Origin of the sequence: Aquimarina atlantica (assembly GCF_000626715.1) — a bacterium.
Taxonomy (GTDB): Bacteria; Bacteroidota; Bacteroidia; order Flavobacteriales; family Flavobacteriaceae; genus Aquimarina; species Aquimarina atlantica.
This window is the reverse complement of the sequence record NZ_AQRA01000009.1, coordinates 59,245-78,533: the sequence shown is the minus strand read 5'-3', so window position 1 is coordinate 78,533 and position 19,289 is coordinate 59,245. Positions and strand designations below refer to the sequence as shown.

Sequence of the window (19,289 nt, the reverse complement as noted above, 5' to 3'; positions counted from 1 at the left end):
CCCAAATTGAAAATATCATGAAATATTTAATCTTACTTTTTACTTGTTTTACTATCCAATATGGTGTAGCCCAGGATGCAAGTACTTATGAAAGTACTACAAAGACTTTTCTAGAAAATTTTAACGCACAAGATGTAAATGCAATTTTTGAGATGTATACCTTAGAAATGCAAGAAAGCATGACTAAAGAAGGCGTATCTAATTTTATAAATGGCTGTTACGGGCAATTCGGTAATATGAAAAATATAACTTTCGTTGAAACCGCCGAAGGGGTTTATAGTTATAAAGTAACATTTGATAAAGCAACTTTAGGAATGGACCTTCAACTTAATGCAGATGGCAAGATTTCAACAATACAATTTCAGGAGTTATAAAAAGTATTTAAAATATTCGTTTTTTGTTTAAAGCTTTCTTTCAAGAAAGCTTTGTACTTTTGTAGGCGTTTACAAAAGTATTTCGGAATACCATATGAATCCAAATAAAATCAACATATTAAACCGTAAGGCCAAATTTGAATATGAATTCCTGGATAAATATACTGCAGGAATTAAACTCGTTGGTACAGAGATAAAAGCTATAAGAGAAGGAAAAGCAAATATTGCAGAGAGTTTCTGTGAGTTTAACAACAATGAATTATTTGTTATTAATATGCATATAGAAGAGTATTCTCATGCCACTTATTTTAATCACAATCCCAAAAGTGAACGGAAACTATTACTTAACAAAAAGGAATTAAAAAAACTTGAAAAAGAAGTAAAAAATTCTGGATTAACCATTATACCTACTCGATTATTTATAAATGATCGTGGATTAGCAAAGCTTAACATTGTTCTTGCACGTGGTAAAAAGATGTATGACAAACGAGAAACAATTAAAGACAGGGATAACAAAAGAAACCTAGATCGTATCAAAAAAGAATATAAGTAATTAGAAACTTTCGAAAATAACAATTGATCCATGAACCAATCCGATATAACATTTTACAAAAAAATATATTTTCGACTCCTTTGTTTATAGTATTTCCCAATTAAATGACTAAATAATTAACCTTATATTCATCTTTTCGCAGATCACACATGGTATTTAGTAGCGCTTATTTTTTACTTCTTTTTTTCCCTTTAACATTACTATTATATTTTATTGTTCCTAAAAAGTATAGAAACCTGGTATTACTTATAGCTAGTATCTATTTTTATACCTACGGTGAAAAACTCTTGGTACTGGTGATGTTGTTTTCTACTTTGGTTGATTACAAGTGTGGTATTTTAATTGAAGAAGGGAAGCGAAAACTTGGTTTAAGAATCTCTATTCTCACAAATTTAGTAACACTTGGGATTTTTAAATACTTCAATTTTGCTATTGATAACTTATACGCTGTATTAGATTTACTACAAATAGATTCTAGTAGTTTACATAACATTCCTGAAGTTGTGTTACCATTAGGAATTAGTTTTTATGTTTTTCAAACCATGTCATACACTATAGACGTCTATAGAGGAAATATAAAGGCTAACAGAAGTTTACTAGAATTTGCTACTTATGTAACCATGTTCCCTCAATTAGTAGCAGGGCCTATTGTTCGGTATATTGATATTCAGCGAGAAATAGCCAATAGAGAAGTAAGTATTTTCAGTTTTGCCAAAGGTCTAGAACGTTTCATAATAGGGCTATTCAAGAAAATGATTATAGCCAATACTTTTGCCCGTATAGCAGATAGTATTTTTACAGAAAGCGGAGGTGACGTTTCGACATATTATGCCTGGTTAGGCGTTATTTCTTATGCATTTCAGATTTATTATGATTTTTCTGGCTATTCGGATATGGCAATTGGATTAGGCAAAATGTTTGGTTTCAATTTTTTAGAAAACTTCAACTATCCATATATATCAAAAAGTATTCAAGAATTTTGGAGACGATGGCACATATCTCTTTCTACCTGGTTCAAAGACTATTTATATATTCCTCTGGGAGGAAACAGAAAAGGCAAATATCGAACTTATGTAAACTTATTTATCGTATTCTTCATCACAGGTTTATGGCATGGTTCTGAATGGAATTTCGTAATATGGGGTCTGTTTCATGGGGTTTTTATAGTAATCGAAAGAATTGGTTTTAATAAAATTTTAGAAAAAGCCTGGAAACCTTTACGACACCTTTATACATTACTAATCATACTTGTTGGTTGGGTTTTATTTAGAGCTGATACTTTAGAGCAGGCTATTAAATACCTTAAGACAATGTTTATGTATAGCGAAGGGAATGCTTCTGTAAATGATTTTATAACCTATTTTAATTATAACACCGAACTTCTACTCACTTGTATATTAGCACTTATCTTTGCAATACCTACATATCCTTATTTTGAAAAAAGATTAAAAAACCCAAAGCTTCTACCTTTTAGGTATATTAATATTTTAATACTCCTTATATTATCTATAATATACATAGCTGCTGATTCTTATAATCCTTTTATTTATTTTAGATTTTAAAAAATGAAAAGAAAAATTACAATTTCCTTTATAATTATTTGTATCACTATCATTTCGATACCTTTTATCCTGGTTAACCTAAGGATAAAAGTTGATCCACTTAAGGAAAATGAAAAAAAAATCAGCTTAAATTTTAAACGAAACTTTCCTTTAAAATCTGATTTACTGAAAATTTATACCAATTTCAAAACCAATGTCCTGAATGTAAACCCAATTCCGAACAAAGTTATTGAAACAGAAAATGAGTGGAAATTTTTAGGAAATAATTTTAGTAATGCACTATCAGAATCAAAAGGTTTAGTGGTATTCACAAAAAAGGAATTAATCTCTTTGAAAAAACTTTTAATTCATAGGAAAGAGTGGCTTAAAGAAAGAAATGTTGCCTTTTATATTGCAATAGCACCTAATAAGCATACGATCCATAGTGATATGATCAAAATAAAAAAATATGAAAGAAACACAAAGCTTCAGCAATTAGACTCTTTATGTAAGACTATTGATGTTAACTTTATAAATTTAGGAGCAAATTTCCCTAAAGGAAATGATACGATTTTGTACCACAAAACAGACACGCATTGGAATGGTTATGCAGGATTTTATGCTTATCAATCCAGTATGAATTTTATAACTCAAGATTTTAAAAAAGATAGATTTAGCCAATACAAACTAGAAAACATGGAAGCATATGTAGAAGACAACAAAATTGGTGATCTAAACAACATGTTGATGAATAGTAAAACGGAAGATTTTATCCATCTAAAATTTAAAACTCCCGAAAAATCAATAGAGCAAACAGATCAATTAACGGTACCTATTGGTTACCATAATGCAGATAGACTCTATGAAAAACGTTTCCAAAACACATCTGCCAAAAACAATCTCAAAATATTAGTTTTTCACGATTCTTTCTTTCCATATTATGAAAAATATTTTAGCGAAACCTTCAATCACTCTGTTTTTATTTGGAATCACAAATTCGATAAAGATGTAATCGAAATAGAGCAACCTAATATTTTATATTATCAAATTGTAGAAAGAGATGTAGATGTTTTATTAAATCGATAGCCTGGCAACTAAAAGAGTCTATTTCATTCGGGTAACCAATTTTTTAGAATAAAAACTTTCTTTCTTAATTAAGTATCACTTAGCAGTTCTTCTATTATTTTCTTTATCCAAGTAGAATCGACTATGGACAATAGAGAGTAAATTTCGTCACATTTTTTAATATCATAATAGTCTGCCAGATATTTTATCAAATTTATGTCTTCTAATAAAACTGCTCGATGAAAAGCGGTAAAACCATCATTATCGACTGAGTATAAATTGGCTTTTTCTTCTATAAAAAATTCTATTAAACTTCTGTTTTCTTTACTTATACTTGAAATTAAAGGTGTCGATCCTCTATATTTTTCACTTCGAACATTAATATTTGCTCCCTTCTGCAGTAAAATTTTAGCCATTTCTACAGATTGTACCATAAGCAATATAGGATCTTCTTCTGCTATGGATTCAATACCATTATCGAATAATAATTCTACTAATTCAAAAAAATCGTTATTCACTGCATTCTGCAAAGGAGTTAGAGAAGAATTAGGTAAACCATTAGGGTTTGCTCCTCTATCTATCAAAAACTGAGCAATTGTTACTCCGGGTACAACATCATATTCTTTTTTTCTATCTCGTATTCGATATGGCTCTGTGCAATAATTTAGAAAAGGTACATCTGCCCCTTCGTGCATATCAAGATTAATACCTGTATCAATCAATATTTTTGCAATTTCGATATGCTCTCCTTCAATTGCTATTTTTAGGGTTGCCTGAAATCCTTCATCTGCTCCATTTTCTAATAAAAACTCAACTACTTTTTCATCTCCTTTTTGTGCTGCATGCTCGATTGGTAAAAAAATATCACACTCTACATTTACATCTACATTATATGACTGCAGAAGTTTTACAATCGCTAACCTTTCTTCTTTTTTCCAGGAAGAAATAACTCTGTAAAGTATAGTTTCAAAAGGATATTCGGGTTCCTGATAATTTACATCTGCCCCTTCTTTCAATAGCGTTTCAATTTTTGCTATATCAGAGGAGGTGTATTTCCGCTTATTTACAAGATCAAACAATTCTAATGTGAGTGACTTATTATCCATACCAAATTTTATATACTTTTATCTTGGATTATGCATTAAGAAAAGATTTTCTCAAAAATGTATTCCTTTTCTAATTCTTATCCTCTAGCAAAGGAACAAATCTAAACTCTCCGAATTCTCGTTTTTCGAACTCTGTTTCACTTTTACGAACAAAAAGCGTCATTATTTGCACGTCCTCTCCTACAGGGATTACCAAACGGCCATTAATTTGCAGTTGCCCTAATAATGGTTTTGGAACAAAAGGAGCTCCTGCTGTTACTATAATTCCATTGTACGGGGCATGTTCTTTTAAGCCTTTATACCCATCTCCAAACGACAAGTGTTTTGGTCTATATCCAAGTTTAGACAAAAATAATTTTGTTTTTTTAAACAATTCTTTTTGACGTTCTATACTATACACTTTTGCTCCTATTTCGCACAAAACTGCAGTCTGGTATCCCGATCCCGTACCAATTTCTAACACCTTATCTCCTTTTTCTATTTCTAATAATTCTGTTTGAAACGCTACAGTATAGGGCTGAGAAATGGTTTGATCTGCAGCAATCGGAAAAGCTTTATCCTGATATGCATGATCTTCAAAACTAGAATCCATAAACAAATGTCTGGGTATCTTCTCTATAGCAGATAGCACAGTTTTATTTTTGATTCCTTTTTTAATCAATACGTCTACTAATTGTTTTCTTTTTCCGGCATGTCTAAGGGTATCTTTCACTATTCTAAGGGTTATTTAGCAGGCTAAAATTACATAAAGATTTTAAAGATTTGCAAACTATTTCTTTCTTCGAACTAAAATTTTGCATTTTAGATATAATTAGGATTTAAAATTTATAAATAATACTATTTTTGTGTAAAATCAATATATTATGCTCAAAGCCGGAGTACTCGGTGCGGGACACCTTGGTAAAATCCATTTACGTCTTCTACAACAATCAGAAAATTATGACCTTATAGGTTTCTACGATGCTAGCGAAACTCAAGCTAAATCTATAGTAGAGGAATTTGGTTATCAACTTTTTAACTCTATCGAAGAATTAATTGATGCAGTAGATGTAGTTGATATTGTTACCCCAACTTTTGCTCATTTTGATGTAGCTAAGCAAGCAATAAAAGCGGGCAAACACGTCTTTATAGAAAAACCAATTACTAATACTGTAGCAGAAGCCCAACAACTTATTGATTTGGCAAATGCACACCATGTAAAAGGACAAGTAGGACACGTAGAACGTTTTAATCCTGCATACACTGCGGTAGCCAGTAAGATTGACAATCCAATGTTTATCGAATCGCACAGATTAGCAGAGTTTAATCCCAGAGGTACAGATGTTCCTGTAGTTCTTGATCTTATGATTCATGATATAGATGCAATACTAAGTGTAGTACACTCTGAAGTAAAACATATTAGTGCCAGTGGAGTATCTGTAATTAGTGAAACTCCTGATATTGCCAATGCTCGAATAGAATTTGAAAATGGTTGTGTAGCTAATCTTACGGCCAGTAGGATTTCTCTTAAGAATATGCGAAAATCCAGATTTTTTCAACGTGATGCCTATATCTCGGTTGATTTCTTTGAAAAAAAATGTGAGGTCGTAAAGATGAAAGATGCTCCTGAGACTCCAGATGATTTTGCTATGATATTGCAAAATGCTGAAGGTGTGAAAAAACAAATCTATTTTGACAACCCTAATGTTCCATCTAATAATGCAATATTAGATGAATTAGACACCTTTGCAGAAGCCATAAAAAATGATACTACACCTGTAGTATCTTTAGAGCAAGGAAAAAAGGCATTAGAAGTTGCTTTAAAAATCATTGATTGCTTTGCTCATTAAAAACAAAATTTACACATATACATCAAATAAACAATATACATATGAAAAACATTGCAGTAATCGGTGCAGGAACTATGGGGAATGGTATTGCACATACTTTTGCTCAAAAAGGATTTAAAGTACAGCTTATTGATATTTCTCAACAATCTTTGGATAAAGGCTTAGCCACAATCACAAAGAATTTAGACAGGATGATTGCTAAAGAAAAAATATCGGAAGCCGATAAAGAAGCTACACTTGCCAATATCTCTACTTATACCAATATCAAAGAAGGAGTAGAATATGCAGGTCTTGTCGTTGAAGCTGCTACAGAAAATGTAGACTTAAAGCTAAAAATTTTCAAAGAGCTTAGTGAGGCATGCCCAGAAGATACAATTTTAGCTTCTAACACTTCATCGATATCGATTACGCAAATTGCTGCTGTAACCAATCGTCCTGAGATGGTTATTGGTATGCATTTTATGAATCCCGTGCCTATTATGAAATTAGTTGAGATCATTAGAGGGTACAATACCTCTGACGAGGTGACTTCTACTATCATGGAATTGTCTAAAACATTAGGTAAAATCCCTGTAGAAGTAAATGATTATCCTGGATTTGTAGCAAATCGTATCCTTATGCCAATGATTAACGAATCCATAGAGACTTTATATAATGGTGTAGCAGGAGTATCAGAGATTGATACTGTTATGAAATTAGGAATGGCACATCCTATGGGTCCATTACAATTAGCCGATTTTATTGGTCTTGATGTTTGTCTTTCTATTCTTAATGTAATGTATGATGGTTTCAAAAATCCAAAATATGCTCCCTGTCCATTATTAGTTAATATGGTTATGGCTGGTAAACTCGGAGTAAAAAGTGGAGAAGGATTCTATGATTATTCTGAAAGTAGAAAAGCAGAAATCGTATCCAAACAGTTCGTATAGTTCGTAATTTAGTATTTACTTCCTGATCTTACGATGAACAAAATCCTGGTGCTGATTATAGTTTTAACCTTGATTTCCTGCAAAAACAGAAATGAGACCGTTAGCGCTGTTATAAATCGTAATCAAGATCCATATCAGATCTATACATCTCTTTTTAAGGAAAATCCAGAATTTATCGCTTCTGATTTTGATTATCCGATTGGTAAACCAAATGCTGAAGGCTATTATAATGCCCAAAAATTTAGAGAAAACAATCACTTAGGTGATGACTGGAATGGTGTTGGAGGAGGTAATACAGATCTAGGAGACCCCATATATACCATTGCTAATGGATATGTTTCTTTTGCTAAAGACATTAAAGGAGGCTGGGGTAATGTTATAAGAGTAATACATAGATACAAAGGAAAATATTATGAATCTGTATATGCGCATTGTGATTCTATACTTGTAAAAGAAGGAGATTTTGTTAAAAAAGGAGCTTTAATAGCAACTATAGGTAATGCAAATGGTATATATTTGGCTCATTTGCATCTAGAAATCAGAGACGATATTTTTATGGATATCGGTGGCGGATATGCAAATGACAGATCTGGATATCTGGATCCTACAAAATTTATAAATAATAATTAATGGCAAAAATTCATCCGTTTAAGGCTATACGACCAACAAGAGATAAAGTAAATCTGGTGGCTTCCAGATCATATCAAAGTTACACTTCTTTTGAGCGAGATTCAAGAATGGATTACAATCCTTATTCTTTTTTACATATTGTAAACCCTGGATATAAATACCATAAAGAAATATCGGGAGAAGAACGTTATAAGTTGGTTCGAAATCGATATCTGGAATTTAAAGAAGATGAAATTTTTATGCAAGAGGATAGTCCTTGTTATTATGTTTACAAAATTGTAAATCGTGAACAAGAATCATTTTGCGGTATTATAGCTGCGGCCAGTACAGAAGATTATCATAATGATGTTATCAAAAAACATGAAGATACGCTTCAAGATCGTGAAAGCACTTTTAAAGAGTATCTAAAAACAGTTGGCTTTAATGCAGAACCTGTATTACTAACTTATCCTGATAATGATTCTATTTCAAAAATTATTTCAGAAACTGTTGGAGCAAGAGCAGAATATGAATTTACAACTACAAATCGCGATACACATTATCTATGGAAAATAGAGGATCAAAAATCTATTAGCGAGATACAAGATGCCTTTTCTTCTATTAAAACCGTATATATAGCAGATGGCCATCATCGTTCTGCCTCATCTTACTTACTATCTCAGGATTTAAAAGAAAATAACCCCGAACATAACGGCAATGAAGCTTATAATTTTTTTATGAGTTATTTGATTCCTGAATCTGATTTAAAAATTTATGAATTTAATAGATTAGTAAAAGATCTAAATGGATTATCCAAAGAAGAGTTTCTAATCAAACTAGATGAATGGTTTCGTATTGAAAATAGAGGACCAGAAGTATACAGACCTTCAAAACCTCATCATTTTAGTATGTATATTGACGATGAGTTTTATTCATTGTATCTAAGAAAAACAACTTATGAATTTACAGATGCGCTAGAGGAATTAGATGCGCAGATTTTATATAAAACGGTATTAAAACCTATTTTAGGTATCGAAGATTTGCGCACAGATACTCGTATCGAATACTCACATGGTAAGAATGGAATTGTAAAGGTAAAAAGTGATGTTGACAATGGAGAATATAAAGTAGGATTTGGGCTTTTTCCTGCATCTGTAGAGCAAGTCAAAAAAATTGCGGACGAAGGATTAAAAATGCCTCCAAAAAGCACATATATAGAACCAAAATTAAGAAGTGGAATCACCATTTACGAATTTTAATTTTATACTTAATCAAGTAGTGACAATACATAATACAGAGGATGTTTGATATAAACATCCTTTTCTATTTATTTTTTAGTCAAGAAAACAATTAGCTAATTATTTGATATAAAAAAGATCAAAATTCGCCTTTGATTTATAAATAAATAACGGATAATCAATATCAATAAAAAAAATGATTTTAGATATCTTTGCAAACTATGAATGATATCGAAAAAAAACTTCATGAAATAAAAACATCAATTCCTGAAGGAGTTACTCTGGTAGCAGTATCCAAAACCAAACCTGTTTCTGATCTAATGAATGCCTATGATGCTGGTCAAAGAATTTTTGGTGAAAATAAGATTCAGGAAATGACCGAAAAGTGGGAAACCATGCCAAAGGATATTAGCTGGCATATGATTGGGCATGTACAAACTAACAAGGTTAAGTATATGGCTCCCTTTGTAGATCTCATTCATGCAGTAGATAGTTACAAATTACTTAAAGAAATCAATAAACAGGCAAAAAAACACAATAGAACTATTAATTGTCTATTACAAATCAAAATTGCTAAAGAAGAAAGTAAATTTGGTTTATCAGAACAGGATGCTATCGCCTTACTAAATAATGAAGAAGTTAAGAATTTAACTAATGTTAATATTCAGGGGCTTATGGGCATGGCGACTTTTACAAATGATGAACAGCAAATACAGGATGAGTTTAGAAAAATTGCAACTTTCTTTGAAAATATAAAAACAAAATACCCTCAACTAAAAACCTTATCGATAGGCATGAGTGGAGATTACAAAATGGCTATTGACTGCGGAAGTACTATGGTTAGAATAGGAAGCTCTATTTTTGGAGCCAGAAATTACCAACATTAGTAACTTGATTTACCAAATTGATAAATAAAATAATAATAATGCCCTTATTAAACTTAGCTTGAAAAAATAAAGATTACCAAATTATATGTATGCAATTTTAGATATTGAAACAACCGGAGGAAAATATAATGAAGAAGGAATTACTGAAATTGCTATTTATAAATTTGACGGACATGATGTAGTAGATCAGTTTATAAGCCTAGTTAACCCCGAACGTCCCATACAGCCATTTGTAGCTAATCTTACCGGGATAAATAATCAAATGCTTCGCAATGCACCCAAGTTTTATGAAATAGCCAAAAGAATTGTTGAAATTACCACCGACTGTGTTATCGTTGCACATAATTCTAGTTTTGACTATAGAATTTTAAGAACCGAATTCTCGAGATTAGGATTCGAATTCGAACGGCAATCTTTATGCACTGTAGAACTTTCTAAAAAATTAATCCCAGATCAACAATCTTATAGTTTAGGTAAACTTGTTCGTGGGCTTGGCATCCCTCTTTCTGATAGACACCGAGCCAATGGTGATGCCCTGGCTACGGTAAAGTTATTTAAACTCTTGCTCACAAAAGACATAGAGAAAAAAATAATTACAGAAACCGTTAGAACAGAGACTAAGCGACAGGTCGATGATAAGCTTCTTCGATTAATTGAAGATGCTCCTACAGCAACGGGAGTATATTATATGCATCGCGAAGATGGGACTATTATATATATTGGTAAAAGTAAAAACATAAAAAAACGCCTCAACCAACATTTCACAAACGACAATAGAAAATCTAAAAGAATACAGGAAGAGGTGGTTAGTGTTACGTATGAGAATACAGGAAGTGAACTTTTAGCTTTGCTAAAAGAAAGCGAAGAGATAAAGCGTAACAAACCAAAGTATAATAGAGCATTACGTAAAACAAAGTTTGATCAGGCACTATATCAATTTACAGATGACAATGGGTATATAAATTTCAAAGTTCAAAAAGCAGATCACCGTAAAATAAGTATCACTACTTTTTCTAATAAACAGCAAGCTAAGACTTATATGCATCGATGGACAGAAGAATATAATTTATGTCAAAAGTTGATGGGTCTGGATAATGGAGAAAGTAATTGCTTTAACTATACTATAAAACAGTGTAATGGTGCTTGTATTTATAATGAACCTGCAGAAGAATATAATATTAGGGCGCAAAAACTTATTTTCAATACCTCGTTTCAAAGTCAGGATATGATTATTGTAGATCGAGGAAGAGATATTGACGAGCAAAGTGTAATATTGGTCGAAGAAGGAAAATTTAAAGGTATAGGGTACTTCAATCTCAATCATCAGATCAATAATATAGAGATTTTACGCTCTATTATTACCCCAATGACCCACAATAGAGATGCTCAACACATTATTCAAAGTTATGTGCGCACACATAAAAGACTAAAGATTATCAAACTACAAAAAAATGTATAGAATTCTATTCTTTGTATTCCTAACCACCTTCTCTTTTCTAATAAGTGCTCAAGAAGCTTACAATGATAAAAACATGGTTGTAAGTATGATTGATTTACAGAGTACAACATATAAAAACGACAGCACAGCAAATGCCTTTTTTATCTACGAAAAAGGGTTTAGTAGAGTTGAAAATGGCGGTGGTTATAATTTGTTAACAGATTATGAAGCAAAAGTCAAAATATTAAACGAGCAAGGGTTTGATCATGCTACAATAAAAGTTCTTTTATATAGAAACAAAAGGAATAAAGAATCTTTTAACAACCTGGTGGCATATACTTATAATCTCGAACAAGGTAAAGTTATTAAGACCAAAGTAGAAAAAGACCAAATTTATTACGAAAAACATGATCAAAACTTCACTTCTGTAAAATTTACATTTTCTAATATAAAACCAGGATCTGTACTTACTTATAAATACCAGGTAGAATCCCCCTTTATGTATAATTTTAATGGCTGGGAGTTTCAGGATGACATACCTAAAATGTATAGTGAGTTTATAGCTGATTTACCTGGTAATTATGTTTACAATATAAAGCTTGTAGGAACTCTAAAACTAAGCACCAGCGAATCTACTATTAAAAAAAATTGTCTTCAAGCATCAGGTTTAGGATCTGCCGATTGTTCTCATAACACATATATCATGAAAGATATTCCTGCTTTCAAAGAAGAAAAATATATGACAGCAAAGAGTAATTATTTTTCTCGTATTGAGTATGAATTAAAAGAATTTAAAGGATTTGATGGAGTCAATACCAAATATACCGAAACCTGGAAAAATGTTGATCTTAAATTAAAAAAAGAAATAGCCATTGGGGGGCAACTCAAAAAAACAGGAATCACCAAAAACATTCTTCCCGATACTATACAATCAATGCCTAATGACGTGATCAAAGCAAAGGCAATATATCGTTATATTGCCGATCATTATAAATGGAACAAAAAGAATGACATTTTTAAAGGTACTTCTATTTCTGAAGTAATTAACTCTAAATCGGGTAATGTCTCTGGTATAAATATTTTATTACATAACACACTAAAACAACAACAATTTAAAGCTTACCCTGTATTACTATCCACAAGAAATAATGGCTACGCTACAACCATACACCCTGTAATCTCTGATTTTAATTACTTAATTACACAATTAACTATCGAAGATGAAACATTTCTTTTAGATGCTACAGAAAATAATTTAGCATTCGGAGAAGTACCTTTTAGATGCTTAAACGTACAGGGTAGGTTATTAGATTTTAAAAATGGTAGTTCATGGATAGATATAAAGCCCGTAAAGCGTTCTTTAATTTTTTATAAAGAAGAACTAAAACTAAACGAAGAATTAGAATTAGACGGTAAAGCAAAACACGTTTTCGCTGGTTACCATGGATACTACAAAAGAAAAGAACTAGATCAGGTAAACAAACAAAGTTATTTAGACATAAGGAAAAAGAAAAACCCGGAAGTAAAAATAACCAACATTAGTATTAAAGATGAGAAGAATTATGATAAACCATTTGAAGAAGAGTTTCAATTCACAAGAAGTACTGAAACAATAGACAATACGGTTTACATAAAACCATTTACCCTACCCTTTTTTAAAGAAACTCCTTTCAAACTTAATCAAAGAACATACCCTGTTGATTTTGGTTATTCAGATTCATATACATACCTGGTTTCTATCGAGTTACCCGAAAATTACGAATTTATTGATGTACCAAAAAATTCTTTGTATGCCATTCCTAATCATCTAGGTCAGGTAGGTGTCAATTTTCAAAAAAATGAAAAACAATTAATTATTACTCATAGAATAACATTTAATTCTTCATATTATCCTGTAGAATACTATAAAACACTTAAAGATTTCTTTAATCTTATTATCGAAATAGAAAATAATACTCTTATAGCAGTAAGAAGGGTACATTAGTTTTTTTAGTACTTTTATTCAAAATCAAGAAATTTGGACAATAATTCATCGCATAAGAACTGGAAAAACCAATTACACGACATCATTTATGAAGCCGATACTCCTATAGGAAAATTATTTGATGTAACTCTACTTATCTTAATAGTATTGAGCATCATCTTTGTAATGCTCGAAAGTGTAAAAGGACTATCTGCTGAAACCTATACGTTTTTGTATTATGCAGAATGGATCATCACTATATTCTTTACTTTTGAATATGTTGCCCGTATTATTTCTATAAAAAAACCAGCCTCCTATATTTTTAGTTTTTATGGGATCATTGATTTTTTATCTACCATACCATTATATTTATCATTTTTTATAACAGGTACCAGTGCATTATTGGCAGTTAGAGCATTAAGGTTACTTCGGGTTTTTAGAATTTTAAAAATCTCGAGATATATTGGCGAGTCAAACAGATTAGCCAAAGCTATAAAAGATAGTAGAGCCAAAATATTGGTATTTCTATTTGCTGTATTAGTGTTATGTATAATTATGGGTACGGTAATGTATATTATAGAAGGAGAAGAAAGTGGTTTTAAAAGCATTCCCATAAGCGTATATTGGTGTATTGTTACACTAACAACCGTTGGCTATGGTGATATTGCTCCTGTTACTCCGCTAGGGCAATTTCTTGCAGCCATTATTATGATTATGGGTTATGGTATTATTGCTGTTCCTACAGGTATTGTAAGTGCCGAATACACACATCATCAAGCTCGTAAAGTACATTTAAATACTCAATCCTGCAGTCACTGTAGTGAAAATGAGCATAATGACAATGCTAAATTCTGCCATAAATGCGGAAAAGACTTACACCATGACCATGAATAAAAATCTAATTGTGGTTGTTGGTCCGACGGCTATAGGTAAAACTAGCTTAAGTATTGCACTTGCAAAACATTTTAATTGCGAAATTGTCTCTGCAGATAGCAGGCAGTTTTATAAAGAAATGAGCATAGGTACTGCAGCCCCTTCTCCTGATGAATTAAAGCAAGCTAAACATCATTTTATTCAACACATAAGTATCAAAAATGAATATAGCGTAGGTGATTTTGAGAAAGATGCTTTAGATAAACTTAATGAGTTATTCAAAAATAACAACTATGCTATTCTTATTGGAGGCTCTGGACTCTATATCGATGCAGTAACCAAAGGGCTGGATCTTTTTCCTGAAATAGATATAAAGATTAGACAAGAACTTCAAAAAGAATATAAAAGCAAAGGAATCGAAAATTTGCAGCAACAACTAAAAGTTTTGGATCCATTATATTATGAGAAGGTAGACCTAAACAATACCCATAGAGTTATGAGAGCTCTAGAAGTATGTATTGGTAGTGGAGAACCTTATTCATCATTTCTTACTAAACCACGAAAGAAACGACCTTTTAATATAATCAAAATTGGAATTACTGCAGAAAGGCAAACTATTTATGACAGAATAAACCAACGCGTAGCACTAATGGTTGAAGCAGGTTTACTTGATGAAGTAAAAAGCCTTTACCCGTATAAATCATTAAATGCATTAAACACTGTTGGATATAAAGAAATATTTAAATACCTGGATGAAGAATGGGATTTGGATTTTGCTCTTTCTGAAATCAAAAAAAACACCAGACGTTTTGCCAAAAGACAACTTACCTGGTTTAAAAAAGATTTAGAAATTAGTTGGTATGACTACAAAGAAGATATTGAATCTATTATAATGCACATAAAAAAAAGCTCACTATGATACATTACACATAGTGAACTTTTAGAAGTTAGTTACCGTTACTATTCCTACGATTCTTCGTTTCTTACAACTAGTCTAAATCCTTCTCCGTGAATATTAAGAATTTCGACATTTTCGTCTTTCTTTAAATATTTTCTAAGTTTAGCTATATATACATCCATACTACGAGAGGTAAAATAATTATCATCTCTCCATATTTTTGTTAATGCTAATTCTCTAGGCATTAAATCATTAAGATGTAATGCTAGTAAGCGAAGTAATTCATTTTCTTTTGGAGAAAGTTTAATAGGATCTTCTTCTTTAAACGTTAAAAAACGAAGTTTTGAATTAAGATGAAAGCCTCCAACGTTAAACTCAAACTGTTTACTATCGGCAACAGATTCTGTGCTTTTACGCTGCATAATAGCTTGTATTTTCATTAATAACACTTCGCTATCAAAAGGTTTATTAAGATAATCATCTGCTCCTACTTTGTATCCTTTCAACACATCTTCTTTCATTGCTTTTGCAGTTAAAAAGATGATTGGTATTTCTTCATTTTTTTCTCTAATCTCCTTTGCTAATGTAAATCCATCTTTATAAGGCATCATGACATCAAGAATACACATATCATAATCATCCTTTTTGAATTTTTCGAAGCCTTCCATACCATTTTTAGCATGCACAACATCATAATCGTTCATTACTAGATAATCCTTTAATACTGTTCCAAAGTTTGGATCATCTTCTACAAGCAAAATCTTTTTGTTTTCTGTTTCCATATTTTAAGATATTAACGGTAATTTAATTATAAATGTGGAGCCTTTTCCCCTTTCACTCTCCACCCATATCTGACCATGATGATCATCTATAATTCTCTTCACATATGTTAGTCCTAATCCGTGTCCTTTTACATTATGAAGATCTCCGGTATGTTCTCTAAAGAACTTTTCAAAAATCTTTTTCTGTGCTACTTTACTCATTCCAATTCCTTGATCACGAACTTTAAGAACAATACTATTTTTTACATTTTCTGTATACACATCTATTTTAGGTTCATTTTCTGAATATTTTATTGCATTATCCAAAATATTCACAACTACATTAGTCAAATGACTATCATTAGCCAATACCGTAGTTTTAAGTGCTCCCAGATGCATTTTCACATACCCTTCTCTATTTTCTACAATTAGAGATACATGAGTAATTGCATCTTCAATAATATCATGCAACTCTTGTCTTTCTTTTTTAATGTTAAGTTCATTTTTCTCTAACTGAGATATTCTTAACACATTTTCTACCTGGGCATGCATTCTTTTATTTTCTTCACGTATCATACTCATATAACGCTGCACTTTCTCTGGATCTCCTCCTATTTTAGGGTTCTTTATAGAATCTAATGCCAAATTAATAGTAGCAATAGGAGTCTTAAGCTCATGCGTCATATTATTAATAAAATCTGTTTTAATCTGAGATATCTGCCGTTGCTGCATCAATTGTGATAAAGCACTGGAATATGCAACTACAATAATTAACGTAAATATTATAGATAATATGGCCATTCCTTTGATAGAGGAAAGTACATATTGCTTTTTTCCAGTAAAATTAACATATAGCTGATATTCACTTACACCTTCATCATTTACAAAAAGTGGTATTGCATATGTTGTTGGATAATCCAAACTAAAATCATCAGAACGTACTTTGGTTGCTAAAGCGTTACTATAAATAGCATATTCAAAGTCTACTTTTATATCTCTCTCTTCCAGTTCTTTCCTTAACAGATAATCTATTTCTCTTTTTTGAACTCTTCTATGTATTGGTATAAAACTGGCAATTTCTCCTATTACTATTTCATAATCCATTCTCTGCAGGTCTGTTAACCCACGTATTCTCTCTAGTTTGGATTTAGAATTTTGCCTTACAAAATCACTTTTATCATTTTGTATGGCAGCATCGGTATTACGATTTAATATATTTTTTAATCGAACCGTATCAATATTTAAATTTATAAAAGACGAAAACAACTTATAATCTTCTTCTAAAATACCATCTGTATGCGTAAACGACTTTGTCGTATTATCAATACTAATATTTAGAAGCTGACGTATAGTTTTGTTATCAGGCTCTTCTATGCTATCCAGAATCTCTTGTAATGGAAAAAACATTTCTTCAAACTCTCTGTATTGAATTCTATTAGATACAGATATCAGTATTTGTTTCGCATTAAAAGAAAACTGTTCTTCATTATTCTCTACAGTGTTGTTAATCCAATATCCCTGAACAAAAATAATCCCAATTAACGATAAACTCATTAGGATTATCAGCAACACGAATAACCTTTTATTCATAACTCAAAAGTAAGACTTTAACATTTAGCTACTTTAGGGTTTAACCAAATGTTAACAAAATGAAAGATTCGGATTACAAACATTTTATGAAGATATTTCTTTATGAATTATATGTACTTGATTTTCAGTATCTTTTATATTTTCATTATATATTATAAAATCGGCTAATGGGATTTTTCGAGCATCTTCCCACTGATTATTCATCCTAGAAAGGATATCTTCCCTGGTCGTTTTGTCTCTTTTTAGGACGCGTTCAATTCTTGTTTCTATTGGTGCCGACACAAGAATAGTATAATCACATTGTTTATGGCCTTCATTTTCAAAAAGTATAGCTGCCTCCTTTACGACATAATTTCCTTTTTGTTTACTTTTCCAACAATCAAAATGGTTTGCCACAGCGGGGTGAACAATTGCATTTAACTGAAGTAGTTTTGAAGAGTCATTAAACACTACATTTGCTATATAAGATCTGTTTAATTCTTCGTTTATATAAGAATCATTTCCTAATAAAGCAATAATTTGTTTTTTTACTAATTCATCCTCATTCATAAGCCTTTTAGCTTCAATGTCGGCTATATAAACTGCAACCCCTAGTTGTTCAAACATTTTGGCTACTGTAGATTTTCCACTACCTATCCCACCTGTTAGACCTACTACTTTCATATTCTAACTTATTTCAAAACTACAAATTGAACTTGTTTCACCTGTAACCGTACATCATGAATATAATCTGGTTTATTCACCAGCTCTAAAGTTAAAAACAAACTCTCTTCGGATGCTTTGGCATAATCAGCTACTACCATAAAATCTCTCGGGCTTATTTCATTATACTTATCCAATCCTACCCTGTATACAACAGAAATTTCTTTAGGAAAAATCTTAATTTCTGTACCTTCTGGTATATTATTTAGTGTTATAGGAATTTTTTGATCTCCTTCGGTAAATTTACTCACCAAAACGTGAGCTTCTACCTGCGCAGGAGTAACAGTAATGGTGGTTGGTAATTCTTCTATATTTATGTCCAATTTTGAAGTATAGTTAACATTTAACCCTTCTAAATTTAGATTTTCAGTTGTGATATATTGTATCGTATCTATAATTTGTGAAGGACCACTAATTGTTATAGAATCAGGAGAAACTACTAGTCCCTTATCACTACCATATCCAATAGCATACTGAATCTTTTCGGCAATTTTAACAGGGATCTTTTTTTCCAGATTATGATCTAATTTTAATCGTATGGTATCTTTTTGCACAGATAAAACCCTTCCTTTAAAGTCCAATTTATTTTTTAACACCGAAGATTCTTTATCAACACGAAAATAATATTGATCTCCGCTATTACTAACTGCATCTTCTACATTAAATTGTAATGTTGGTCTACTCCAATTATGATTCATTAATCTAAAACCATTTCCATTAAGAACCATTCTTAATGTTTGGTCACTCTGCTCATTAAAAATTTTGTCTTGTGGTATATTGGTATATCGTATAGCTACTTCTACTTCTTGGGTATAGTTTTTAGAGAATTGTATAAATAACCACAAGAGCGAAGTAAATATTAGAAAAAACAAAAAGGTTTTTACATTATTCCTTTTTAATGAAAATCTATTCTTTTTTCTAGCTGACATACAA

At 31.3% G+C, this 19,289-nt stretch carries 19 protein-coding genes; 13 read left to right on the top strand and 6 right to left on the bottom strand.

Going from position 1 to position 19,289, the window contains the following annotated elements:
- Positions 1-17 precede the first annotated feature (17 nt).
- The 4 genes from ATO12_RS19745 (at position 18) to ATO12_RS19730 (ending at position 3,554) form a co-directional block, all read left to right on the top strand.
- Positions 18-374, top strand: a complete 357-nt coding sequence (locus ATO12_RS19745) for a DUF3887 domain-containing protein (protein WP_034245513.1) — start codon at positions 18-20, stop codon at positions 372-374.
- A 94-nt stretch (positions 375-468) separates the two neighbouring features.
- On the top strand, positions 469-927 hold the full coding sequence (gene smpB / locus ATO12_RS19740) for an SsrA-binding protein SmpB (protein ID WP_034245510.1): 459 nt from the start codon (positions 469-471) through the stop codon (positions 925-927).
- A gap of 149 nt (positions 928-1,076) precedes the next feature.
- On the top strand, positions 1,077-2,489 hold the full coding sequence (locus tag ATO12_RS19735) for an MBOAT family O-acyltransferase (protein ID WP_034245507.1): 1,413 nt from the start codon (positions 1,077-1,079) through the stop codon (positions 2,487-2,489).
- A gap of 3 nt (positions 2,490-2,492) precedes the next feature.
- On the top strand, positions 2,493-3,554 hold the full coding sequence (locus ATO12_RS19730; protein ID WP_034245504.1) for an alginate O-acetyltransferase AlgX-related protein: 1,062 nt from the start codon (positions 2,493-2,495) through the stop codon (positions 3,552-3,554).
- A 68-nt stretch (positions 3,555-3,622) separates the two neighbouring features.
- Here ATO12_RS19730 and ATO12_RS19725 read toward each other — a convergent pair whose 3' ends face one another.
- A complete protein-coding gene (locus tag ATO12_RS19725; protein ID WP_034245501.1) occupies positions 3,623-4,639 on the bottom strand; it encodes an ankyrin repeat domain-containing protein in 1,017 nt (338 codons plus the stop codon).
- Between the two features lie 70 nt (positions 4,640-4,709).
- On the bottom strand, positions 4,710-5,351 hold the full coding sequence (locus ATO12_RS19720) for a protein-L-isoaspartate(D-aspartate) O-methyltransferase (protein WP_034245497.1): 642 nt from the start codon (positions 5,349-5,351) through the stop codon (positions 4,710-4,712).
- A 151-nt stretch (positions 5,352-5,502) separates the two neighbouring features.
- On the opposite strand from ATO12_RS19720, the gene ATO12_RS19715 reads away from it, so the two are divergent.
- From ATO12_RS19715 to miaA, 9 genes are all read left to right on the top strand, one after another.
- Positions 5,503-6,468, top strand: coding sequence for a Gfo/Idh/MocA family protein (locus tag ATO12_RS19715; RefSeq protein ID WP_034245494.1), 966 nt, complete (start codon positions 5,503-5,505; stop codon positions 6,466-6,468).
- Positions 6,469-6,509: 41 nt separating this feature from the next.
- Positions 6,510-7,397, top strand: coding sequence for a 3-hydroxybutyryl-CoA dehydrogenase (locus tag ATO12_RS19710; protein ID WP_034245491.1), 888 nt, complete (start codon positions 6,510-6,512; stop codon positions 7,395-7,397).
- A 33-nt stretch (positions 7,398-7,430) separates the two neighbouring features.
- Complete coding sequence (locus ATO12_RS19705) at positions 7,431-8,027, top strand: M23 family metallopeptidase (RefSeq protein ID WP_034245488.1); 597 nt, start codon at positions 7,431-7,433, stop codon at positions 8,025-8,027.
- Positions 8,027-9,265, top strand: coding sequence for a DUF1015 domain-containing protein (locus tag ATO12_RS19700; protein WP_034245475.1), 1,239 nt, complete (start codon positions 8,027-8,029; stop codon positions 9,263-9,265). Before ATO12_RS19705 ends, ATO12_RS19700 begins: the two co-directional genes overlap by 1 nt.
- 200 nt (positions 9,266-9,465) lie before the next feature.
- Positions 9,466-10,131 (top strand): YggS family pyridoxal phosphate-dependent enzyme, encoded by a 666-nt coding sequence (locus ATO12_RS19695; RefSeq protein WP_034245472.1) that lies wholly within the window; start codon positions 9,466-9,468, stop codon positions 10,129-10,131.
- A gap of 85 nt (positions 10,132-10,216) precedes the next feature.
- Entirely contained in the window at positions 10,217-11,590 is a 1,374-nt protein-coding gene (locus tag ATO12_RS19690) for an exonuclease domain-containing protein (protein ID WP_034245469.1), read from the top strand.
- A complete protein-coding gene (locus tag ATO12_RS19685; RefSeq protein ID WP_034245467.1) occupies positions 11,583-13,553 on the top strand; it encodes a DUF3857 domain-containing protein in 1,971 nt (656 codons plus the stop codon). The genes ATO12_RS19690 and ATO12_RS19685 overlap by 8 nt, the downstream gene beginning before the upstream one ends.
- 33 nt (positions 13,554-13,586) lie before the next feature.
- Positions 13,587-14,426, top strand: coding sequence for an ion transporter (locus ATO12_RS19680; RefSeq protein ID WP_034245465.1), 840 nt, complete (start codon positions 13,587-13,589; stop codon positions 14,424-14,426).
- A complete protein-coding gene (gene miaA / locus ATO12_RS19675) occupies positions 14,419-15,324 on the top strand; it encodes a tRNA (adenosine(37)-N6)-dimethylallyltransferase MiaA (RefSeq protein ID WP_034245463.1) in 906 nt (301 codons plus the stop codon). Before ATO12_RS19680 ends, miaA begins: the two co-directional genes overlap by 8 nt.
- A 47-nt stretch (positions 15,325-15,371) precedes the next feature.
- On the opposite strand, the gene ATO12_RS19670 is transcribed toward miaA, so the two are convergent.
- The 4 genes from ATO12_RS19670 to ATO12_RS19655 all read right to left on the bottom strand — a co-directional run bounded on the left by ATO12_RS19670 (position 15,372) and on the right by ATO12_RS19655 (position 19,285).
- Positions 15,372-16,085: a response regulator transcription factor gene (locus ATO12_RS19670; protein ID WP_025664007.1), complete on the bottom strand. Its 714-nt coding sequence runs from the start codon at positions 16,083-16,085 to the stop codon at positions 15,372-15,374.
- Positions 16,086-16,088: 3 nt separating this feature from the next.
- A complete protein-coding gene (locus ATO12_RS19665) occupies positions 16,089-17,654 on the bottom strand; it encodes a sensor histidine kinase (RefSeq protein WP_034245460.1) in 1,566 nt (521 codons plus the stop codon).
- An 84-nt stretch (positions 17,655-17,738) separates the two neighbouring features.
- The gene (gene coaE, locus ATO12_RS19660; RefSeq protein WP_034245457.1) at positions 17,739-18,317 is read right to left on the bottom strand and encodes a dephospho-CoA kinase; all 579 of its coding nucleotides are present in this window, start codon (positions 18,315-18,317) and stop codon (positions 17,739-17,741) included.
- 8 nt (positions 18,318-18,325) lie between these two features.
- Positions 18,326-19,285 (bottom strand): CdaR family protein, encoded by a 960-nt coding sequence (locus ATO12_RS19655; RefSeq protein WP_034245454.1) that lies wholly within the window; start codon positions 19,283-19,285, stop codon positions 18,326-18,328.
- Positions 19,286-19,289 lie beyond the last annotated feature (4 nt).